Source organism: Paenibacillus sp. J22FR5 (assembly GCF_059691975.1).
Genome location: NZ_JCAUAN010000005.1, coordinates 216,196 through 238,637, shown reverse-complemented (window position 1 = coordinate 238,637; position 22,442 = coordinate 216,196). Strand labels below are relative to the sequence as shown.

22 protein-coding genes, 4 tRNA genes and 1 rRNA gene are annotated in these 22,442 nt (G+C 43.6%); 10 read left to right on the top strand and 17 right to left on the bottom strand.

Annotated features, from left to right (window positions below; genetic code table 11):
- Window positions 1-193 precede the first annotated feature (193 nt).
- Both AC58P7_RS10495 and AC58P7_RS10490 read left to right on the top strand, forming a co-directional pair.
- Complete coding sequence (locus tag AC58P7_RS10495; RefSeq protein WP_497342467.1) at window positions 194-1,999, top strand: DNA/RNA helicase domain-containing protein; 1,806 nt, start codon at window positions 194-196, stop codon at window positions 1,997-1,999.
- 10 nt (window positions 2,000-2,009) lie between these two features.
- The gene (locus AC58P7_RS10490; protein WP_497342465.1) at window positions 2,010-2,405 is read left to right on the top strand and encodes a (deoxy)nucleoside triphosphate pyrophosphohydrolase; all 396 of its coding nucleotides are present in this window, start codon (window positions 2,010-2,012) and stop codon (window positions 2,403-2,405) included.
- 306 nt (window positions 2,406-2,711) lie between these two features.
- On the opposite strand, the gene rrf is transcribed toward AC58P7_RS10490, so the two are convergent.
- The 7 genes from rrf to AC58P7_RS10455 all read right to left on the bottom strand — a co-directional run bounded on the left by rrf (window position 2,712) and on the right by AC58P7_RS10455 (window position 8,329).
- Window positions 2,712-2,828: ribosomal RNA gene (gene rrf / locus AC58P7_RS10485) — 5S ribosomal RNA — on the bottom strand.
- A gap of 333 nt (window positions 2,829-3,161) precedes the next feature.
- Window positions 3,162-4,559 (bottom strand): hypothetical protein, encoded by a 1,398-nt coding sequence (locus AC58P7_RS10480; RefSeq protein WP_497342463.1) that lies wholly within the window; start codon window positions 4,557-4,559, stop codon window positions 3,162-3,164.
- Between the two features lie 8 nt (window positions 4,560-4,567).
- Window positions 4,568-5,377 (bottom strand): hypothetical protein, encoded by an 810-nt coding sequence (locus tag AC58P7_RS10475; RefSeq protein ID WP_497342461.1) that lies wholly within the window; start codon window positions 5,375-5,377, stop codon window positions 4,568-4,570.
- A gap of 614 nt (window positions 5,378-5,991) precedes the next feature.
- On the bottom strand, window positions 5,992-6,309 hold the full coding sequence (locus AC58P7_RS10470) for a hypothetical protein (protein ID WP_497342459.1): 318 nt from the start codon (window positions 6,307-6,309) through the stop codon (window positions 5,992-5,994).
- Between the two features lie 371 nt (window positions 6,310-6,680).
- A complete protein-coding gene (locus AC58P7_RS10465) occupies window positions 6,681-6,908 on the bottom strand; it encodes a hypothetical protein (RefSeq protein ID WP_497342457.1) in 228 nt (75 codons plus the stop codon).
- Window positions 6,909-6,924: 16 nt separating this feature from the next.
- A complete protein-coding gene (locus AC58P7_RS10460; RefSeq protein WP_497342455.1) occupies window positions 6,925-7,143 on the bottom strand; it encodes a hypothetical protein in 219 nt (72 codons plus the stop codon).
- 157 nt (window positions 7,144-7,300) lie between these two features.
- Complete coding sequence (locus tag AC58P7_RS10455) at window positions 7,301-8,329, bottom strand: hypothetical protein (protein WP_497342453.1); 1,029 nt, start codon at window positions 8,327-8,329, stop codon at window positions 7,301-7,303.
- Window positions 8,330-8,467: 138 nt separating this feature from the next.
- On the opposite strand from AC58P7_RS10455, the gene AC58P7_RS10450 reads away from it, so the two are divergent.
- The 5 genes from AC58P7_RS10450 to AC58P7_RS10430 all read left to right on the top strand — a co-directional run bounded on the left by AC58P7_RS10450 (window position 8,468) and on the right by AC58P7_RS10430 (window position 13,527).
- Window positions 8,468-8,662, top strand: a complete 195-nt coding sequence (locus tag AC58P7_RS10450; protein WP_497342451.1) for a hypothetical protein — start codon at window positions 8,468-8,470, stop codon at window positions 8,660-8,662.
- 322 nt (window positions 8,663-8,984) lie between these two features.
- Window positions 8,985-11,264 (top strand): phage/plasmid primase, P4 family, encoded by a 2,280-nt coding sequence (locus tag AC58P7_RS10445; RefSeq protein ID WP_497342449.1) that lies wholly within the window; start codon window positions 8,985-8,987, stop codon window positions 11,262-11,264.
- A complete protein-coding gene (locus AC58P7_RS10440) occupies window positions 11,261-11,662 on the top strand; it encodes a TubC N-terminal docking domain-related protein (RefSeq protein WP_497342447.1) in 402 nt (133 codons plus the stop codon). Before AC58P7_RS10445 ends, AC58P7_RS10440 begins: the two co-directional genes overlap by 4 nt.
- A 246-nt stretch (window positions 11,663-11,908) precedes the next feature.
- Window positions 11,909-12,154: a helix-turn-helix domain-containing protein gene (locus AC58P7_RS10435; RefSeq protein WP_497342445.1), complete on the top strand. Its 246-nt coding sequence runs from the start codon at window positions 11,909-11,911 to the stop codon at window positions 12,152-12,154.
- Between the two features lie 194 nt (window positions 12,155-12,348).
- The gene (locus AC58P7_RS10430; RefSeq protein WP_497342443.1) at window positions 12,349-13,527 is read left to right on the top strand and encodes a tyrosine-type recombinase/integrase; all 1,179 of its coding nucleotides are present in this window, start codon (window positions 12,349-12,351) and stop codon (window positions 13,525-13,527) included.
- A 125-nt stretch (window positions 13,528-13,652) separates the two neighbouring features.
- Here the strand turns inward: AC58P7_RS10430 and AC58P7_RS10425 are convergent.
- From AC58P7_RS10425 to AC58P7_RS10400, 6 genes are all read right to left on the bottom strand, one after another.
- A tRNA-Leu gene (locus tag AC58P7_RS10425) sits at window positions 13,653-13,734 on the bottom strand.
- Window positions 13,735-13,748: 14 nt separating this feature from the next.
- Window positions 13,749-13,820 (bottom strand) — tRNA-Glu (locus AC58P7_RS10420).
- A 173-nt stretch (window positions 13,821-13,993) separates the two neighbouring features.
- Entirely contained in the window at window positions 13,994-15,736 is a 1,743-nt protein-coding gene (locus AC58P7_RS10415) for a methyl-accepting chemotaxis protein (RefSeq protein ID WP_497342441.1), read from the bottom strand.
- Between the two features lie 142 nt (window positions 15,737-15,878).
- Window positions 15,879-15,967 (bottom strand) — tRNA-Ser (locus AC58P7_RS10410).
- Between the two features lie 5 nt (window positions 15,968-15,972).
- Window positions 15,973-16,048, bottom strand: a tRNA-Asn gene (locus AC58P7_RS10405).
- Window positions 16,049-16,067: 19 nt separating this feature from the next.
- Window positions 16,068-16,541, bottom strand: coding sequence for a SprT family protein (locus AC58P7_RS10400; protein ID WP_497342439.1), 474 nt, complete (start codon window positions 16,539-16,541; stop codon window positions 16,068-16,070).
- A gap of 137 nt (window positions 16,542-16,678) precedes the next feature.
- Between AC58P7_RS10400 and AC58P7_RS10395 the strand changes: the two genes are divergently transcribed.
- The 3 genes from AC58P7_RS10395 to AC58P7_RS10385 all read left to right on the top strand — a co-directional run bounded on the left by AC58P7_RS10395 (window position 16,679) and on the right by AC58P7_RS10385 (window position 17,928).
- Window positions 16,679-17,032: a hydrolase/acyltransferase gene (locus AC58P7_RS10395; RefSeq protein ID WP_436238575.1), complete on the top strand. Its 354-nt coding sequence runs from the start codon at window positions 16,679-16,681 to the stop codon at window positions 17,030-17,032.
- A 73-nt stretch (window positions 17,033-17,105) separates the two neighbouring features.
- A complete protein-coding gene (gene cmpA / locus AC58P7_RS10390) occupies window positions 17,106-17,270 on the top strand; it encodes a cortex morphogenetic protein CmpA (protein WP_497342437.1) in 165 nt (54 codons plus the stop codon).
- A 226-nt stretch (window positions 17,271-17,496) separates the two neighbouring features.
- The gene (locus AC58P7_RS10385; protein WP_497342435.1) at window positions 17,497-17,928 is read left to right on the top strand and encodes a hypothetical protein; all 432 of its coding nucleotides are present in this window, start codon (window positions 17,497-17,499) and stop codon (window positions 17,926-17,928) included.
- A 112-nt stretch (window positions 17,929-18,040) separates the two neighbouring features.
- On the opposite strand, the gene AC58P7_RS10380 is transcribed toward AC58P7_RS10385, so the two are convergent.
- From AC58P7_RS10380 to alr, 4 genes are all read right to left on the bottom strand, one after another.
- On the bottom strand, window positions 18,041-20,194 hold the full coding sequence (locus AC58P7_RS10380; RefSeq protein WP_497342575.1) for a Tex family protein: 2,154 nt from the start codon (window positions 20,192-20,194) through the stop codon (window positions 18,041-18,043).
- 187 nt (window positions 20,195-20,381) lie between these two features.
- Complete coding sequence (locus AC58P7_RS10375) at window positions 20,382-20,732, bottom strand: type II toxin-antitoxin system PemK/MazF family toxin (RefSeq protein WP_028553893.1); 351 nt, start codon at window positions 20,730-20,732, stop codon at window positions 20,382-20,384.
- Between the two features lie 3 nt (window positions 20,733-20,735).
- Window positions 20,736-21,017 carry a CopG family ribbon-helix-helix protein gene (locus AC58P7_RS10370; protein ID WP_028553892.1) on the bottom strand — a complete coding sequence of 94 codons (282 nt, stop codon included), beginning with the start codon at window positions 21,015-21,017 and terminating at the stop codon, window positions 20,736-20,738.
- Window positions 21,018-21,233: 216 nt separating this feature from the next.
- Window positions 21,234-22,424: an alanine racemase gene (gene alr / locus AC58P7_RS10365; protein ID WP_497342433.1), complete on the bottom strand. Its 1,191-nt coding sequence runs from the start codon at window positions 22,422-22,424 to the stop codon at window positions 21,234-21,236.
- Between the last annotated feature and the right edge of the window lie 18 nt (window positions 22,425-22,442).

Genomic DNA, 22,442 nt, shown 5'->3' with positions numbered 1-22,442 from the left:
GAAAATTATGTAAGAATCGATAACTCATGGTTTGCACGTAACAGCTATAAATTCAATGTTATAGTCAGGTAAAATACCTGCTTAAGGGATTTGTTTTCTTAGCTTTAAGCTTAATAACAGGTAGCAATCGCACCTTAGGGTGCTTTTTTCTTGCCAACTAACGACAAATATATATCTGAATAGGAGCAATATCATGTTTCGCTGTGGATGGTTCGGTACTATATCAACATTTTTGGAAACAGATTTAGAAACCATTTTACAGGGGATTTCTAATTTCATTAAAGCATCAAAAGAAGATCATCATAGTCACAAAAAGGAAGATACGACATTACAAGAAAAAGCTTGGAGAGATTGTATCTTTAACCTACAGAATGTTCTTCAGCCCTTTACGAATGAACCTTGGAGCCTAATTTTCGAGTATGAACTACCACGACAAGGTGGCCGAAGACCCGATGTACTTTTATTGGTTCCTGGCCAAATTCATGTATTGGAATTTAAAATGAAAGGACAGCCTCTACCTGAAGATTTACGGCAATGTTCAGGATATGTGAGAGACCTTTTTATGTATCATAATGTAGTATCAAAAAAAGAATTACTGGTGAAAGGTGTTTTAGTATTAACTTCTTCAAATCGAAGCAAGGTTACTGCGGATCAAACATATAGGATATGTGTAAGCGATCCATCTTCATTGATAACATATTTTTCACTAATTAAAAAAACCGCGACTGGTGTTACAGTGGAACCTCAGGAATTAATAAATGGTGAGTACGAACCATTACCTACTATGTTGGATATAGCTAAGCGTATTTTCCTTGAAGAGCCTCTTCCCAATATTCGCGTTGTCAATCAAACAAATATTCCAGAAGTACTTATGGAACTGGAACAGATAGTACTTTTAGCAAAATCGACTCAATCTCATCACCTCGTACTTCTAACAGGCGTTCCTGGTGCTGGTAAAACCTTGATAGGGCTTCAATTTGCACATACAACACCTCAAGCTGTTTACGTTTCAGGAAATGGCCCCTTAGTTCAAGTACTACAAAATTTACTTGGGAATGAAACATTCGTACAAGCTTTAAAAAATGTTAAAAGGGAGTATCTCATTCGGAATTCCCTTCCTCATGAGAAAGTTCTCATTTTCGATGAAGCTCAGAGAGCATGGGACAAAGAAAAAATGAACAACAAACATTCAGAACCAGAGCTAATAGTACGCATGATGCAACATCATGATTGGGCCGTCATTATTGGATTAGTCGGTGAAGGACAAGAGATTTATATTGGTGAAGAAAGTGGGCTTGCGCAATGGGACGATGCTATTAAACAAGGTAATTGGGAAGTACACCTCCCTCCAACTATTCAACATCAATTTATTAACAGCCAACAAAAGCATTCTCACCCGTCTTTAAATCTAACTAGTACCTTACGCAGCCACGGAGCATTGAAGTGGCATGAATGGGTACGTAAATTTTTAAGTAACGATCATAGTGAATTAGCTGAACTAGTATATCAATTTCAAAAAGAAAGATTTCATGTTTATGTAACACAAAATTTAGATCGCGCCAAACAATTCCTTTATGGAACTTATCCAATTCAGGGAAACACGTACGGTTTAGTAACATCTTCAAAAAGAGGACATTTGAAATTATTTTCTGACTCAGTAAAACTTCTACCTTGGAACGAAGAAGTTTCGTATTTTAATCAAACTTCTTCCCCTTACTACTGTAATAATATGCAAACTGCTGCCACTGAATTTGGTGTTCAAGGACTCGAACTGGATATGCCGGTCGTTTGTTGGGGAAGTGATTTACTCTGGAGTGGACAGGAATGGAAGAACACGGTTACCGATCAAAAAATGAAAGACCCCATGAAAATAAGACTAAATATTTATCGAGTTCTCCTTACTAGAGGTCGTGATGGAGTGATCATCTATATACCTAAATCACCCCAGATGGATGACATATTTCAATTGTTTCGTTCTTTAAATTGGCCCGAATTATAAGGAGGATACTATGAATAAGACTATCGAAGTTGTTGGCGCAGTAATAATAAATCAGAAAGATGAAATTTTGTGTGCCTTAAGGAGTCAGAAAATGTCTTTACCCGGACTTTGGGAATTTCCGGGGGGAAAGATTGAGCCGGGGGAGCAACATAAAGAGGCGCTAGTTCGCGAGATTCAAGAAGAGCTTGGTTGTTTAATTGAAGCTCAAGATAAAGTAATAGATACACTGTTTCCATATACCAATGTTACTGTTCATTTACATTTATACCGTTCTAGAATAATTGAAGGTAATCCAATAGCTAAAGAACATGAACTTTTACAATGGTTACCTCGTAAACTTTTAGGCTCGCTTAATTGGGCGCCTGCAGATATACCAGCCGTAGAATTATTGGTAAGTTTAAAATAGCCATCATCGAAACTTTTTTGCCATGGGCACGCAGCCCATAAAATAACATTTGAGCTTAAAAATTGTTGGAGTATATTTAATATTAATAGAGCCCGCTCCCGTTATGAGGGGCAGACTCTATTATCATATCGCTTGTGATCTACTCCGGCATCTTCAAATTCGCGAATTGCTTCCTAGGTTAAAAGAACCTGGAGGCGTTATTCATGATAAGAAACAAATCCCAAGAAATGAGCAATATGTTTGAACAATGTCTACGTATATCCGAAATATCAAGAAAAGCGCACCATAAGGTGCGCTTTTCTTTGTGGCTGGCAACGTCCTACTCTCCCAAGAGCCTGCGCTCCAAGTACCATTGGCGCTGGAAGACTTAACGTTCGTGTTCGAGATGGGAACTCGTGTTTCCCTTCCGCCATAGTCACCATGCACTCCTATCATCAGCCTTTCTTAGTTTCCCGTTCTAAACAAAACTCCACTCGTTGCGGAGGCAACGAAGAAAATTCGGAAACTGGGTTACTAATAATGAGCGTCACGACAAGTAAGATTTTAACAATGTAAAGCATTTAGTTCCTTTCCACGGTGTCGATAACGGAGAGTATATACAAAAAGCACCCTGCAAACTGTCCCTCCCAGTCCCCACCACAGCTGCTGGCGATTATATGTATTCTATTTATTTTTCTAAAATCCTTCTTTGACCGAAAGAGGGGACTACTTAATCCAATTATTTAAACTGATAATATTTCAATTTTGATTCTATACCTATATTTCCGCTAATGAGCAGAATTCGCGCAAGCGTACTTGCAAAATCGGGCCTAGATAGATAAGCTCCCACTGTTTCAACTTATAATCGCCAATGTTGTAGTATGAACCGGTCACATCCACGACGCCAGTCCAGCTTGGATTCTTAACAATTGCTTTGAAGGAAGCAAACGCTTCGTCCGTTTGGTTCAACGCTTGACATATATACTCCGTCATCCACTTCGAGAGGTCGGACACGTCCGAAGCCGCGTCAATTTCCGAGTCTGAAGTTACTGCCGTTGCCGAGAACTGATGCGCCTGCGTCCATAAATCAGGTCTGCAGGCAAGATCATAAATGGAAAGGGCCGGTGAATCGGGCTGATCGTCCTTTCTGCCCTTGATGACGACGACATCGTGGTAATCTCCGTACATAGTGCTCGAACCTGTATTCACACTGAACTTCCAACCTTCGAAATCGATCCGGTTGCGGAAGCCTGGCTTAGCAGGATCGCTCTCATATGATTCTCCAATGAAACGCGATGATGAGGCGACAAGAAAGAGTTGGTTTGTTTGAAATGCCGTTTGAAGCTGCTCGGATAAACGGACGAAACTTAGTTCTCCATCGAATGCGTCTGATTGGCCAAGCAAGACTTTGACAAACTGGCTTCCGTTGATTGCGACCAATTGTCCAGAAGGCGTCGTTGCCGTATACGACGGTTCTCCTTGCTCCGCAAGAATCGGCAACGCTAGCTCTCGGAGCGGCCTAATTGCATCTCTGCGGACGGGGGCAAGAACTCGTTTCTCGAACTGGGCATAATCGTCCATGGTGAATGTTCCTATATGCTCAGAGACCGCGCGATACGGGACAAGGGGGAATGGAGAATGATCCTCGTGAAGTTGTACAAAGGTATCCTGAAAATCTAAAAACATGTTACTGTAGTCGTTATAGAGCAACCCGTGACCGTATAAGGAACTGCCCGTTACTTGGGAGGAGTACTGGATGGAAGAATCCGTCTGGAATTGGGAAGTCGGCTGAAAGGGAATCAGTTTAGCATAAGAAGTGACCTCATGGCTCTTGAGCATGGAAGCTGGGGTTTCACTTGGGTGTCCGTTCGACTTAGAAGCTTTGAACGGATATTTCAAAGCGTGAGCCGGTTGAAACGGCGTGAAGTGAATGAAGTCCCCTGCCATGAAAGAGAGGCTCTCTATGCCGGATAGACCGCAAACTAGCTCCATGCAGCCATTCTCTATACTATGTTCCACGGATAAGCCGTATAGACCAGCCGGCGAGAGCACCATACGATGGGAGTTATCTGACCTGCGGAAGACTAGCATGGCTGCCGATTCGTGCGAAGGGATCGGCGTAAGCTGCACCGGGTAACCGTATTTCGTCATGTAAGTCGAGTCCAGTTTCGTCATGCTGCCGTCTATATTTCGTCCGGTAAACCGGAAATAGTCACGAAGAGGTTTTTTTGTCCGTAAACTGCCGCTTCTTCTTGTTGGTTAGAATAGCAGGGATCAAAGCTTGCCTTAAAGCCAATCGCCTCCGTATCCGATTTCGTGCGGATCAAGGGATAGAAACCGAATTTATCAGGGCTGCGAACGTCCCGACCTGGGAACGTAAATTGAAAGCCGATATTCAGTTTTCCAACTAGAGAACTACTTGCCACATAAAGTGAATCGATGTGCCAGCAGCCTACTTCTTCTCCCTCCAAAGGAATGACGATCCGGTTGAAAGGTTGGAAGTTCGGAGAGTCGGAACCAGCAAATGAAATGGCATGACTGGCAGGCGAACTTATTACGAGTTCGTTTACGTCATTCACTTCGCCAAGGCTTACGGAAGCACCGCCCGGAACGTCAAGCCTCCAACGGTCTCCGTTAATGGAAAGACTGACCGGATGAGTTAATTCTGAGTCCTCTCCCAACCACACTGGAAATAGTGAAGATGTATTGATTACAAGTGAATCTCGCAACCATACGATTCCTTTGCGCTTGCCGATCGTATCGATCAGTTGATCAGTCAGTTCGCCAGTTTCGCGTGCGCTGCCAAGTAATAGCGACTGGGATGTGAGGATAAAAGTTCCGCCATATTGACTCAATGCCTGGTTAAGGGTCACGCCGGGCTCGGTATGTCCATGAGGCATCAAATACGCGACATTCACTTGATCATTAGCTTGCTTATGTATGAACAGACGGCGCTTGGCGTCATTGGCGCAAGCGACAAAAAAATCGGACATCGTTTTCCACGGCCTTCCTTTAGTAGTTGTGGTACAACTGGCACTAATATAATTTCCATGATTCATCATTTATATCCCATTATTTTCCATGATTATTAAATTCAATTCATGCAGTACATGACAAGGCATTTGAACATTTCGCCAAGAATCATAGGAAAATGAGATCAGAGACGGCTTCCGTGCATTCATACATACCGTCTTACATTGGCATTTACGTACGTTGTATGATCTAAAGGGAAAGAAAATAAAAAAGCCGCACTATGGCGGCTTTCAGTATTACTATGTTCTTTTAATTGCCGGTCTAAGCTTTGACTGGATTATTATTAATTAGTGGCATCAACAAGTTTCTTAATAACATTGTCGCCGAACAAAAGAGAGTAAAATTGGGAGATTGAATGGTTTTTTCCAAGTATTAAACGCTCTACTGGGTGACTATCCAGTAAGTAGTAATTACCAAGGTGAATATTCAAATTCCCAATAAAATTGTCGGTACCGTAGTTCATTATGTTCTTGTAATCTTTAGTGTATGAAGAAGCGTCGGACTTGAACATAAATATCCCAGGAGCATTAAATGTAATGGCTCCAACGAAATTTTTGCTGGCGGGGTTAGCGTTTTATTTGTTTCGTATCTCACTAAAGTCGATAGAAATTGTTCGTACCCATAGCCCTTTGGCTGGGTTTAAGAACTCCATTTCACTAGTCTTCTTGTTTTCCCTGGCGGGAAAGCTAAATCCCTCACCATTACCACCTGGATATTTGACTGTAAAATATCTATAATCCGAGTCTTCTTGCATTATGGAGGTGGAAGAATTGGTTGAGGCGGCTGCCTGCAGTTGTTTTCCTACAGGATTCAACGTGTAAACTACAAACAGCGTCAATAATGTGGCTACTATGGCAGAAACCAATGAAGCGGTAACAACCTCATTTTTCATGAAATAGAACTCCCCCAGTACGTCCATTTTTTATAATATATATTCCACTATTCACAAGGCAATCCCTTTCTGTTAGTCGGCGATTTTAAATGAGACGGTTAAGAAAAAAATTAATTATAACGGAAATACATATTTTTTCAATCCCTTAAATTTAAAGGGGATATCCGGGGTAAAAGTGAGGGCTTCAACTTAGAAATCCAATCATATAAGATTTAAATTGTAAGGGGGTTAGTGATAGTCATCAAGAAGAGAAAGTACACCAAATTAAACGAATTCAAACACTTTGGGGGGTGAGGAAATGAAAGAAGTCATGGATGGTTTAATCCGTAAGATTGGAAAGGTTGGTATGGTTTTGTCATTTAGATCTAAAATCAGATATCTACCCCTTCGGCCTTACTATGATCTCCAAAAATAACATACTGGTTTTCAGGGTGATACTCCATGTACTGAATTCCTTCAACAATTGTGCCGCTGAATCCATCACATAGTATCATAAAATCATTTTCATAACACAAAGATCCCAAAACGATATTTAGCTGCTTCCGCTCATATTCCAGTTGAAATGACTTTTCAATCCGATCGATTCGCAAATTCCTCATTATTATCTACTCCCTATCACTTGTTCTTCACTTTCAGTTCTAAGGCAGTTAATCGTTCTTCCAAATCGCCGTCCTTTAAACTGGTTAGGGTGATGTTAGCCAGATATCCCAAAACACGAGCGCGCTTTTCTTTATCCATTTGGGTTTCGTGTCGAATTTCATTAATGACCTCGTTTAACATCCTTCGAACATGCTGCGGCTTATGAATTCGAATATCCCTATGAATATCTGCCATTATGACCACTCCTTAAAATATCCTTTAGTATCAAGCGATTAATGGCTATTTACTTTAACAAAAATAGAAAAAACATATATAGTTAATATCTATTATAACATATATTTTAATAGTTATTAACTATATATAATTAGTACGGAATTGTGCTGTTGAATTATTACATTCGACTTTCTTCAATGACTAGGGCTGAATCCTGCTTTTCCCTTAACTTGCGAACATTACAAGCTTTACCACAGTATATTTTGCCTTTTCGCCTTAGTGGGAAGGCTTTATCACAAACGCAGCAATGTTCTACTTCCTCCCGCTGATTGACTATCCTCCAAATATCGTAGTAGATAGCTGCAATTAAATAATTTGTTGCTTTATGCTCTATGAACTTTAGATCTTTAGCAGCTTTTAAAGGAAGCTCGTTGGCAACGTTGTCAAAATCAATATAGATCAATTTATTCATCATTTCTTCCAAATGTAGTTTCAGAATGATTTTAGCGACCACATGATATCCTTCTTCTGTTACTGGTATTACCTCTCTATATGGTAGGAGCGTTGGAAGATTATTGTACCAAAAGTAATACGGGATGGTCTGAGGCTGTGGTTCCGGATCGCCATTGGCAAATCTTCTAAGGGCATCTGACATTTGTGCTGCTGCTAAAGGGCGATTAGCTTCCAAATGTATAAAATTTCTTTTTTCCAAAGACACTGAATTCTGCCATTGGCTTTTTTGTAGTTCTTTATGAAAATCTTCACGGTTCCTCCAATCGTCATCCCCAAAAACTAGATTGTCAATCCTGATGATGTCATCCTCAATTGACTTCCCATTTATCAACCTAGAATGAAGCTTTAAAAGCTTATTCGCATGATCGATATGAACCTTCCACTCTGAAACTGATTCATAAATAGGTTCACTTGTGAGAGCGTAGTTATTTAAGTAGTAATAATGATCGCTCTCGATATACGCATTTGCAGGGTGTAAACCCAATAACCCATACTTATCAGCAAAATCAAGGATATGCTTTTCAGTGCGGATACCTGCAAATTCATAAGCTATGCCCTTTGTATTAATTTTCACTTCTTCCATTTGCGATTTCCCAAAAACGAAGGGGATAATCCCCTCCCCTGTATGCATTTCATACTTGGTTGCTTTACGAATAGCTGTTTCTTTATTCAAAATGATTTTATTTTTATGCATAAATGGCTCCTCGATCAATATTTTTTCTCTGTTACCATTATGTTACCGTTAATCATCACTTTTTCGATAATAACGGTTACGAAATAGAATATGATTCATTCTATCACCACCACTAACCATAGAGAAGAGGTTGTTCATATGAACATTAAACGAAGAAATCAGGAATTACGCAAAATGATGGTCGGGATACCGGTTTGGATGATTGCCGAAGAAATAGGTGTAAGCGAGAACACGATTCTCCGTTGGCTTCGAAAGGAGCTGGAGGATGAGCACAAGACACGAATTATGGCAGCCATTTCTGTGTTCAAATCAGAGTTGGAGGGATACGACTGATGAAGATCACTCCTTCGGTTATTGAGGCAGCGGAACTCCTTGGCATTTCCACATATTCATGCAACGCAATAGTATGTGAAAAGCAGGTCTGCTCCAATCGAACACTTTGTCGGATCCTTTTGAAATTTCTGAAGAGTAATTGTTGCTAAACCTGACGAATGGGCTTACTTGGTGTTGACAACTGATGCTAGTTGTTTTAAGCGTTCTTCGACATATGTCAGCAGTTTCATTTAACGGTGAAAACGGCTACCAAAGTGCGTATGTTGGAAAAAAGCTAATCGGTATTAATTATTAAAAATACATTTCTATATTGGAGGATCTCATGATTTCAATCAAACAAATATTTGAATTATTCAAAGGTAACGCCGTTTTCCTGAAGCTTCGTGGCTATTCTCATGCTAATAAGCATCATGATCAGAAAAAACGCTATGACGAAGCAAAAAAGCCATTGGATTCTGATTACACAAATCCTGCCTTTGACGGCCACTGCCAAGATGACTTGATCTCCTGGGTGAATGAGATTAACGGATGGGTTGGACTTCGAATTCCTAACGGCTGTATTGCTGTTGATATTGATAACATCGAGGAAGGTGTCATTGCATCTCAGTTGCTGGAACAACTAGCTGTTAAGCACCATGCAATTCGAACGCCTAGAGGGTATCAATTCATCTTTCTCGACTCCTGTATGGTAAAGAAACAATTTACTAAAATGATGACATTTTGTGGGTTCGTAGTCGATTACCGACTTCAAATGCGCGGTTACATCGTACTGCCTACGTTTAACACAGAAAACCGCATGTGGATTCGCATTGAAGAGAATGACCTCGATCCAATGCCAATGTGGTTCAATCCATTATGTCAGGCGCAAAAAGCACGTCCGTTAACTCTACCGATTGAAAATGGCACTCGCAATAGTACAGTATTTGCACATGCGTGTCGTTTGAAGAAAATGGCACTAGACGAGAATTCTCTTCATGAAATTATCCTACTTATAGGACGATTTTTATGTAAGCCAAGTCTAGATGAAAATGAATTAGCCACTATTTTAAGCAGTGCTTCCCGTTATCCAGTTGGCGGTATTGCGTCGGTATATCGACACGATGAACTCCGAAAAGAAGCACCTGAAAATATTCCTAAATTCAGCACTTCAGACCTAGGCAACGCCCAACGTTTGGTATTTCACCATGGAGAAGATCTGAGGTTTTGTTATCCTTTTGGTTGTTGGTTCGTTTGGAACGGTAAGTACTGGGCAAAAGACGATGGTTGTCTAGTCGAAAGTTTGGCGAAAGATACTGTTAAGAAAATCCATTTTGAAGTTGAGCGTGAAGATTACGAACGAAAACAATCGTTAATCAAGCATGCACTAGCCTCAGAATCGCGTCAAAAAATTATCAATATGATTGCTCTTGCCCAATCAGAACCCGGGATAAGCATTAATCCAAGTGATTTTGACAGCGATCACTGGAAGCTAAACTGCCAAAACGGGGTGATCGATTTGAAAACTGGAGAATTTCTGCCACATAATCGAAATTACCTCATGACACAAGTAATTCAGATTGATTACAACCCTAATGCCGACTATACAAATTGGAAAACTTTTATTAATCGAATTATGCAGGATGACAATGGGAATTTGCGCGAAAATACGATTTCATTTCTGCAAAAAGCAATTGGCTATTCCCTAACAGGTAGCATTAAAGAACAAGTACTACTCGTTATGTACGGAAGTGGACGCAACGGGAAAAGCACATTTGTAAATATATTAAAGGCATTACTTGGAGACTATGCCAAACAAGCCAACCCAGAAACATTCATGGCAAAACAAGCTTCGGGAGGAATCCCTAATGATTTGGCAAGGTTAAAAGGCTCCCGCCTTGTTACGGCTGTTGAAATTGAAGAAGGAAAACGAATGGCTGAATCATTGGTGAAACAATTGACCGGTGGGGAGCCGATAACTGCAAGATTTCTACATCATGAATTTTTTGAGTTCCTCCCTACCTTCAAGCTTATTTTAGTCACAAATCACATTCCTTTAATACGTGGTACGGACGAAGGAATCTGGCGACGAATTCGCTTAATTCCATTTAACGCCGTCATTACGTCTGAAGAGATGGATAAGAACTTAACTGAAACGCTTCTTAAGGAATTGTCAGGAATTCTAAATTGGGCAGTTGCAGGTTGCTTAATGTGGCAACGAGAAGGTCTTGGAGTTCCTGCAGAGATCGTCGAAGCTACGGATGGTTATCGTAATGAGATGGATTCGTTTAAAAGTTTTATTGATGAATGCTGTGTCATTAACCCAAAAGCCATTGTTGCAACACAAAAGTTGTATAGTGCATTTCACGAGTGGTGTACGGGCAATGGCGAGTATCCTATCCCAAGATCAATATTTATTTCGAAATTACGCGAACTGTTAGCTGCATCTGGAAATTCATTAATCGAGTATCGAAATAGTAAATATCGTGGTTGGCAGGGAATTGGGTTAGTGGAAGAGACTGATTTGCCAGATACCCGTCAGCCTATCGATCCTTTGTCATCTTCAAATGACATGCCCCTTACTATCATGGACAAATTTGGTGAATGGGAAGTAGGTGAGATATGATCACATCAATTTTACATCAGACTTATGTAGATGACATTCTATTACTAGTTGAAGGTGATACCCTCATTTATAATGCTCCTGCAGGGGTTATGACCGAAGTGTACAAACAGCTTCTACGTGATAATAAAAATGACTTAATAGAGCGAATCATACAGAATTTACATGCTTCTCAACAAGAATGGGTCGTTTTCAACTTTGGAGACATGTACAGCAAACAGATAAACGAGATTACTCATCTATTCATATTTAGGAATGATGATGGCAACTTTACTGTTTGGCGTGGTTCGTGGAGGGAAGGTATGACAATTCCCTTAAGTGAAAAAACGATTATAACATCGCCTAACTTCAATGTTGCTTTGGACCGAGCTAACAAGTATTTTCTATGGGCCAACAGCTAAGGCCGATGACAGATGACGATAATGACACACTTTTTCTATTATTTTTTATTACTTCTCGTTGGTACTAAATGAGTAAAAAAAATGTCATCTACTGTCATCTGTCACTGGCGATCTTTAAAATGGCATGCTGGTGAATACACGAAATAAATCAATAGAGTGCGCCTATAATCATCCAGCACAAGTAGTTTCAAAAATAAATTATTTTGCTAAGTAAAGTTATGTATATCTGATGAGAGGTGAACTTAGATGAAGCATTTGAACACTGAAACTGACTGCAACAATCATAACCAGTCGCATCAACTTCGCCGTAATACCCTTACGTTTACAGAAGCATGGGACCAAGTTTTCGAACGTGCGATCTCGAAAGACAAATTGTATGCTGAAGTGCGCGCAGGCCGAATCCCACACACTAAAATAGGAGCGAAAATAATTTTTCGGCGTGACACCCTTGAGGCATGGTTTGAACAACAGGAGCAATTAAACCTACGATAAATTACTTCTAGATAGTGTGCTGAAGGCTCGTATGTATTTGCGAGCCTTTTACTTTCGATTTCAACGAGTGAAACAAACTAGTTAGCCCATTTAATTATTTCCATTTTTTTGTTAACGACAGATGAATATAAGCATACTAAAATTCTAATTGCTCGCAGTTCATGTGAGTAAATTTAATATTGGAGGTTAGGCTTATGGCCAGTGTACAAAAACGGGGTAACAATTCTTTCTTACTTGTTGTCGAAACAGGTTATGGTCCTATGGGAGAACGGATCAAACGTACCAAGACGATTAAAGCTGATGGCATCCGAGAAGCCCGTAAGATGCTCGCAGAGTTCCAAACGGAAGTTGAGTCGGGTGAATATATCGAACCGCAAAAAATGACGCTAGGGGCATTTGTGGGTGAGTGGAGAAGCAAGTATGCAATCAAAGAGCTTGCCCCCCTCACTCTTAAGAACTACGATCTACATTTAAAAAATCATATTCTTCCTGTATTTGGACATCTAAGGATGGATCAAATCAAACCTTTGCACATTGTCTCGTTTCTCGATGACCTAAGCAAACCAGGCGCTCGAAAGGATGGGCAAAGTGATGTACTCTCAAGCGGCACCATCGAGTATATATACCGTGTTCTCAAGAGCCTCTTTAATCGAGCTTTGGAATGGCAAATGCTCAAGAAGCATCCCATGGAAGGAATTAAAAAGCCTAAAGTGAACCAAATGGAGATGCAGTACTACGATGAGAACGAAGCACAGCTCGCAATCGAAGCATTATATACAGAACCACCCATGTGGCGATTGTTTTGCATCGCAGCCATCCTGGGTGGCTTCAGACGAGGCGAGCTTATTGGGTTGGAGTGGAGTAATGTTGATTACGATAAATGTAGCATCTCCATTAACAAAAGCATCTCGCTAACCGTAGATGGCCAAGCTCAAGTAAAGGCTCCTAAAAGCAAAGCATCCAAACGAACTGTCACTATGCCGGAATGGTTCATGCAAGAATTGAAGAATTTCCATCATAATTGGAAGGTCGATAAATTGAAAGCAGGAGATCTTTGGGAAGGGCAAGACCATCAATATGTGTTCCAAATTGGTTTTGGCAAACCCTTGTACCATTCGTCGCCAACCCATTGGTGGAAAAAGTTCACAGAGCGTCATAACCTAAAATTCATTCGACTTCATGATCTACGGCATAGCGCGGCAACAATTTTGATTCAAAATGATGTGTCCATGAAAGCCATCCAAGAACGATTAGGTCACTCCAAGCATCAAACTACTGCTGACCTATACGCTCATGTCGCGCAGTCAGTGAGTAGAGCAGCCGCGGATAAATTAGAGAAGTTCGATCCTCGATTAACTAACAAAATAATTTAATTTTTTTTCGTCAACAATTCGTCAACAAAGGTGATTTATGAAGCTGTACTACCGCATTTATTCCATCTGTTATAAAACAGAAAAAACCCTTATATATCAAGGGTTTCAAGCTTGTAAAACTGGGATGCGGTCGGAGGGATTTGAACCCTCACGCCTTGTGAGCGCCACCCCCTCAAGATGGTGTGTCTGCCGTTCCACCACGACCGCATAAGAGGAAAAAATGACCCGTAGGGGACTCGAACCCCTGTTACCTCCGTGAAAGGGAGGTGTCTTAACCACTTGACCAACGGGCCATAACAAAAGTCATTGAACATTTCAGCCCATTAAGGACGACAACTGTTATTATAAAGGATTCTGATTCCTTTGACAAGCCTAATTAATGGAAAAAAACCAATGCTTTCTGAAAAAGGGCAGGAGCCCCCATAGCCACGTTTTACAAACCATGAAGGCCCCCTGTTGCAACCCTTTATTTAATTTTGAAATAAGACACCGATTCATTCAACGTATTCACCACAGACCTTAGCTGTTCAGACGCTGCCGCGATGTTCTGCATCATCGCAAGCTGCTCCTCTGTGGCTGCTGCCACCGTTTGTGATCTCGTAAGAATCTGAGACGAGCTTGCCGCAGAATGATCCATCGTCGCCGAAATTTCCTCTGAGCTTGCTGACATTTGCTCCGTAATCGCGGATGTCTCATGGATCTGCGTGACGATATGTGTCACGGATTGCATGATCGTTTCGAAGCTCTGATTCACTTCTTGCATCATTTGTGAGCCTGCGCTAGCTTCCTGCTTAGTTGCATTCATCGATTGGGATACGCTAGCAATCTCGACTCTAGTCTCATGAATCAACTGATTGATACCATCAGCCGATTCGATTGATTGGGATGCCAGTTTGCGGATTTCTTGAGCAACCACATTGAACCCTTTGCCATGCTCACCCGCTCTAGCTGCCTCAATGGAAGCATTCAGCGACAAGAGATTCGTCTGGTTGGCGAAGCTTGTAATGCTAGATGCGATCTGCCCGATCTCATCAGACTTACGTGTCAGTGACTGCACTGTTACTGAAAGCTGTTCAACCGAGCTCAGCATATTCACGATTTGATGCTGCAGTTTCGAGAGCAGCTCATTACCAAGTGTGGCATGTTGGGAGGTCAGCGAGGAGTGATCCGCCATGACGCTTGAATTCTCCGCGACGCGTTGAATCCCAATCGCCATCTCCTCAATGGCACGGCTCGTCTCTTCACTGCTTCTCACTTGCACTTCGACTTCCTGTGTCATCTCTTGAATATTCGTAGCTACATGCTCCGCAGCGTGAGCAGACTCTTTGGAACTATCCGAGAGCTCCACCGAAGCATCGTGCACGAATTGTGTATTGAACGCGATCGTGCCGATCAAGCCCTTTATTTTGGCAACCATATTATCAACTGCTTCTGAAATCTGACCCAGCTCGTCCTGCGAATAACTTGTCTGAGACTCATGACACAGATCTCCTCCAGCAACTTTACTCGTAATCGTCAAAATTCTACGAACCATTCTCATAATTTTCAGAATTACGATTCCCCCAACTACAAAGAGGATGAGGATATTCACCGCCACGGCGATGTAAACCCCTTGTGCTGTTTTGTTATTTTGCTTCTGGATATCAACAATACTCTGTTTGGCATAGCTATCTAGAATCTCACCAATAACATTGAGACCCTGACGCCCTTTTTCGAAGGTGGCAGACAGCTTTGCTTCATTCAAGACCCCTTTGCCAGCACTACCCGCTTGCACCACAGCATTAGCTTCTTTGACCCATTGATCGAAAGCAGCCTGGAAGCTCGATGCACTTTGTTCAATCGTCACGTTCGTCTCCGCATGTGCGGTTTGCATTAATTGCTTTTCTTTTAAAATGGTAACAGCCTGTCCGACTCTCGTATTCGTTTGATCAATATTATCTTTCAGAACCTTTAACTGACTCGTCTTCTCCTCTGCCGTCAACGTTCCAGATACTAGCAGCTGATAGGCGGTTAAGGCCTGATACATATCACGATCAGCATTCAGAATGAGAGATGTACTCTTTTCTGTCGTTTCATATAATGAGGAAGTTAACACATTCGTATTCGACGTTTTTTGCTGTATTAGATACACACTCGTGCCTAAATACATCAAGGAAGGAACCAATAACAATAAGATGAGACGTACACGTATCGAGAATAATTTAGCCACTGGAAGTTCCCCCATCGTGATTCTTTTTATTTTCACTATAGAGGACATACGTTTAATGGGTGTTAGAAAATTGTTAGATTTATGTTGAGTACAACAAAAAAATAAGCCCAACGGCATGAATGCCATTGAACTTATTTCGTGACGGAGAGAGAGGGATTCGAACCCTCGCACCGCTTACGCAGTCTAACCCCTTAGCAGAGGGTCCCCTTATAGCCACTTGGGTATCTCTCCATATTTGGCTCCCCGAACAGGACTCGAACCTGTGACAACTCGATTAACAGTCGAGTGCTCTACCAACTGAGCTATCAGGGAATGAACAAGTTTTATTTTATTATGAAGGGGCCGGTAAGTCAAGTGTATACGATTTCAATTTTCCCCTACAATTCCCACAGGCAAATTTACGAACATCCATCTTGCGCTTGCGAAAATATTCCGTCTTGCAATTCACGCACTCCAGCCGATATTTATAGGCTTGTTTCGCCTTAGGCCGCGGCAGTGATTGGCAAAATCGGGTGCCACCGACTTGGGCTAGTAAGGTTTTGAAATCATGATCACGATGCTTGTAGCCTCGCTTCAAAATATGCAAATGATAATGGCAGAGCTCATGCTTAATGATCTTCTCAATTTCGTCTCGACCGTAGGTCTCCCACTGGCTCCAACTGATCTCAATATCATGCGATTTCATAAAATAACGGCCACCCGTCGACCGTAATCTTCGGTTAAAACGTGCTTGATGCACGAATGGTCTTCCAAACGATTGCATAGAAATCTGCTCAATCCATTGCTGCAGCTCCTGATCTTCCATCCACGAACACTCCCAATGACATGTCACGAACACGGCTAATGACAAGTTCTTACTTGAATTTGTACCGTATGTACGGCTATACTGTCAAGTAGAAAAGAAGATCGAAAGCCCTACTCAGAAAGGATTTGAACCGCCCCATGCCACAAATGCGCTATGCGATATTAAAACTTGATCAACAACTGGAATTCGTCGAAATGCCTTCCTCCTATTCCTATCAATTAACAGCTCTCAACCAACGTTTGCACAAAGAATTAGAGAAACTAACTGCGGACCATGTTCCACAGCTACCACGCGTTATTGCTGAATGTGACGACTTGGAATTAATCGGTACGACGCACACCTTGATTCAAGGCCTGGACTACATAAATGGTTTGGAAAAAACGTTTGCTGGCATTCAAGAGAAATCGTATCCGCTGATCTCCTTGCTGACGGAAATTCGAGCACTTCAAGCTCAATTAGAACAGTGGTACGAAGAGGAATTTGATCTCTAATCTTTAGGGACCTGCACCCAATTTCCTAAACCTTCATATGCTATAAGTACATGGCAAAGAAGGGGATGGGCATATGCCTCAATGGCTTTGTAATCAATTAATGCGTGCCTTCCAGAACAAAAACCGTAGACAAATCCGATTATTGAATGATAGCTGGTACTTTTACCGCACTCGCCGCTCGCAAGAGGAGTGGCCTGACGGCCAATCGACCGACGGACCGAGTAAACGTAAATTTTGATAAAAGAGCTAGTACTTGTGCCACAAGTGCTGGCTTTTTTGCCGTGGGTACATAAAAACAGTTGCATATTTGAAATGAGCCCTCTATACTGTAAATAAATGTAACAAACAACCGATATATACATAAAACCGATCTCTCAGAGTGAAGCACACTCGAGCTCGCAGATTCTTTCTGCAGTTCGTTTGTGCTTTTTTTGCGTATTGGATAAAAAAGGGGGCTTATTTACATGAAGCAAATTAGCAATCAATGGTTACGTAGAATGCGTGAGAAGCATCGTAAGATTTGGGGGATTCACAAGCATGCGCAGCATCCCGAGGAAGTACAGATGCAACCGGGGAAAACTAAGACGGGGATGAACGGTAATAATGTCATTCCTATCGAACAAAGAAGACATTCTGAATATAGGAAAAGCACGGCAACCATGGCTGAGCTTGAGGCTGACGTGTGGGAGCTGCGTAAGCAGTTTATTCTCCAGATTGCCAAACGTCGTAATGGAAAAGTCAAGCTCCAAGAAGTCGCCGCTGAATGCAACGTGAACATTCGCATCGCTGCTGACTGGCTCATACGTCTCTCTACGGAGGGAATGCTTTCGCTTGTCGCCGGTCAGCGGTATAGGATGACTTATTTGGTGAAGGAGGTGGGGAGTACACAGAAGTAGGGGATGCAAACGAATTCGATCCCCCGCAAAAAAGGCAGCTGGGACCTAAAAGCTCCCAACTGCCTTTTACCAACTGCTAACTGCTAAACCCAACTGAACTGCTCTCATTAACCTACTGTTGCGGTTTCTTCATGGTTAAGCCGACGCGGCCTTTTTTCTGGTCCACATTGAGTACCCATACTTGGACGATGTCTCCAACGGAAACCACATCCATCGGATGTTTCACGAAGCCGTTCTTGAGCTGGGAAATATGCACCAGCCCATCGTTCTTAATGCCGATATCGACGAAGGCGCCGAAGTCGATGACGTTGCGCACTGTGCCGGTCAATTCCATGCCCGGCACAAGGTCCTCCAGCTGCAGCACGTCCGTGCGGAAGATCGGCGCAGGGACTTCGTCCCGCGGATCTCGCCCAGGCCGCTGCAGGCTGTCTAGGATGTCCCTCATCGTCGGGACACCAACGCCAAGCTTAGGAGCCAGCTCCTCTGGCTCCAGCGTCTGCAGCAGCGCTAGCAGCTGCTGTGAACCAATCTGCGCGAGCTCGATGCGCAGCTCCTTGAACAACCGATCCACCACGTCGTAAGACTCCGGATGGATCGGGGTGTTGTCGAGCGGGTTCCGGCCGCCCGGAATCCGCATGAACCCGACACACTGCTCGAAGGATTTCGCGCCGAGGCGCGGAACTTTCGACAGCTCCTGGCGGGAGCTGAACTTGCCATTCTCCTCGCGATACTTCACGATGTTTTTCGCCAGTGTCGCATTAACCCCCGACACGTACGAAAGCAAGGACGGGGACGCCGTGTTCAAGTCCACCCCTACATGGTTAACGGCCGACTCTACAACGGCCTTCAAGTTCTCGTCCAGACGTTTCTGCGAAACGTCATGCTGGTACTGCCCGACGCCGATCGCTTTCGGCTCGATCTTCACAAGCTCCGCGAGCGGGTCCTGCAGCCTCCGCGCGATCGAAATCGCGCTCCGCTCTGCAACGTCGAGCTCAGGGAACTCCGTCTGCGCCAGCTTCGACGCCGAGTACACGCTCGCGCCCGCTTCGCTGACGATCAAGTACTTGAGCTTCCGCTCCTTGATCTCACCGATCAGCTCCGCAACAAACTGCTCCGTTTCACGGGAAGCCGTCCCATTCCCGATCACAATCAGCTCCACGCTGTATGTGCTGATCAGTTGCTTGAACTTCGCCTTCGCTTCCGCCACCTTATTATTCGGTGGTGTTGGGTAGGTGACGGCGATTTCAAGCATTTTACCGGTGTCGTCGATGACGGCCAGCTTACAGCCTGTCCGGTACGCTGGATCGACACCAAGCACCACATGGCCCTTGATGGGCGCTTGCAGCAGGAGATTCCGCAGATTTTCCGCGAAAATCTTAATCGCCTGCTCTTCGCCCATCTCGGTCATTTCACCGCGCACTTCGCGCTCGATGGAAGGGGCTAGAAGCCGTTTGTACGCATCCTCAACAATGGTGCGCAACACATCTCTTACCACCGAATCGCCTCGCACGATTTGACGCAGCATGTAGTCGTGTATTTTATCCGGTTGTACATCCAGTCCAACCTTCAGAATCTCTTCCCGCTCTCCGCGATTAATCGCGAGAATACGGTGAGGCGGCAGGCGCTTCACAGGCTCTTGATAGGCATAATACATCTCATAGACCGACTCTGCCTTTGCATCCTTAGCCTCTGTCCGCATAATGCCGTTATCCTGCGTGTAGCGACGCACCCAGGCCCGTATTTTCGCATCATCCGCGATATTCTCCGCTAGGATATCCATCGCGCCCTGAATCGCCTCTGCGGCGCTTCCAACCTGCTTGTCCGCGTTCATATAACGCGCAGCCTCTTCCTCCAGCGAGCCTTGGCGAGGCTGCCTCCAAATCCACGCTGCAAGCGGTTCCAAACCGCGCTCCTTCGCAACACTAGCTCTCGTTTTCCGCTTCTGGCGATAAGGTCTATAGAGATCTTCGATTTCCTGCAGCTTCACTGCACGCTCAATCGAACTGCGCAGCTCATCCGTCAGCTTGCCTTGCTCATCAATCAAACGAACAACCTCGATTTTCCGATCCTCGAGATTACGCAGATACTGCAAGCGCTCCTCGATATCTCGCAGCTGATTCTCATCGAGCTCGCCGGTCATTTCTTTCCGGTAACGCGCGATAAACGGAATCGTGTTGCCCTCATCCAGCAGCTCCATCGTCGTCTTCACTTTGCCGGTGGGCAGCTGCAATTCAGCGGAGATTTGCTTCAGGATCCGCTCCTGAATCTCCGCTTTCTTCTCTGCAGATACCTGAACCTTCTCTTTCGGTTCCTCATACTCACTTGCTTTTGGTTTTAGATTTTCCGTCTCCACATTCGCCACAGTCATACCTCGCTTCTATTAATCGTATGTATATGTATGTACAAACCAAAAAACGAGGGTACCTATCTCCCTCGTCCGTTCCAGACCTTATTCAAAATTCTATCAGTCCCACACTAATTTGCAAAGCGTCGTCAACCTTTCGCATCGTTTCCTCATCCAAATGCGTAATTTTGTCCGTCAGCCTTTGCTTGTCGATTGTTCTGATTTGCTCAAGCAGAATGACCGAATCTCGATCGAAACCGTGCGTCTCCGCATCGATTTCCACATGCGTGGGAAGCTTTGCCTTTTGGATTTGAGCTGTAATCGCTGCAACAATCACAGTGGGGCTAAAGCGGTTGCCGATATCATTTTGGATCACTAGAACAGGACGGACTCCTCCCTGCTCCGATCCTACGACCGGCGAAAGATCTGCGAAAAATACATCGCCACGTTTCACAATCACGTCTTACACCCCGCTTACTAAGCGATCAAGCGTACCGTCCGCTTCTTCCTCCGCTTGAAAAGCTTCAGATGCCATGCTGAGATTTATTTTCGCCATTTCCATATACCCACGCTGCATGGATTCGCGTAGACTGCGCTTTTTGCGTTCAATTAAATACAGCTTCATTGCCTGACGAATGAATTCGCTCCGATTGGAGTTCTCCTTCTCGACAATTCCGTCCACTTCTTGCAACAGATTGTCAGGCAAGCTAATCATGATCCTTTTCGTATTATGCGCATTGCTCACACTCTCGCACCCCCAGAAACGATACAAAGACAATATTACCAGTATGTCATTCCAAAAACCAAATTATACAATAGAATATATGCCTCCGGTATATCAAATATGTTACACCATAAGATATAAGATTGTTACTACATAGTATTCTATAACCTATTCTGAAAATCCTCTCCAATACCCACAAAATTTACATGGTAAATTCATGAAGTATTTCCCCCCGTCCTAATAACGGTGCCGCATGAGAGGATTTAAAGCCTCAACCCGTTCCCCATTTCGCACATATACACGTGCAACACGGTGTGAAATCATACAAATGATTTCGTAATTTATTGTTCCAAGCTGACGAGCAACATCCTCCACGGAAATCCTCTCCTCACCTTGCTCCCCGATGAGAACAACCTCATCTAGAGATTGAACATCCGGTACGTCCGATACGTTGATCATACACTGATCCATACAGATTCGGCCAACGATTGGCACTCTTTTGCCTCGAACCAGCACCTCCGCTTTACCCGAAAGCATCCGCGAATATCCATCTGCATAGCCGATCGGCAGTGTCCCAATTTGTTCATCACCCTTGGTATGATAAATCGTTCCGTAACTAACCCCCGAGCCGGCTGGCAGCGTTTTGAGGTGAACGATCCCTGTTTTGAGACTCAGTACCGGCTTCAACTCAATCTTCGTTTGATCGACATCTTCGGAGGGATACAGGCCATACATCGAAATCCCAAGACGCACCATCGAATAGGTCAAGCCTGGCAAATCTATAGCTGCAGCGCTATTACCCGCGTGAATATAGGGGAACGTTACCCCTTCATTTGTAAAATAGCTCACGATCCGCTCAAACCGGCCGTATTGCTCCATCGTATAGCTTTTATCAACTTCATCTGCACTCGCATAATGCGTGAACAGGCCTTCGACTTCAACATTCGACAGCGTGAGCGCTTCCTCTATAAAAGGAATGGCATCTGCTTCCGTGTGCAAGCCGAGTCGCCCCATGCCAGTATCCAGCTTGATATGAATTTTCAGCTTCTTCTGCGATGCGTTCTCCTGCTTACGCCCTTGCGCACGCAGCGCTTCCAACACATCACGACTATATACCGCAATCGTCACATCGAGCTCCCGAGCACGATTAATTCCTTCAGGCGGCGTATAGCCGAGAACTAGAATAGGGGCCGTAATCCCTGCATTTCTAAGCTCCAACGCTTCATCAAAAAACGCCACCCCCAGATAATCCACACCCGCTGCAAGAACCTCTTTGGAAACCTCTACTGCCCCGTGTCCGTAAGCATCCGCTTTAACGACTGCCATCTGCTTCATTCCCGCAGGCAGTACCTTCTGAAAATGCTCAATGTTGCTTCGCAGCGCATCTAACGATATTTCCACCCACGTGGGCCGATAAAAAGCATCCACCAGCGTTCACCTCTTCTA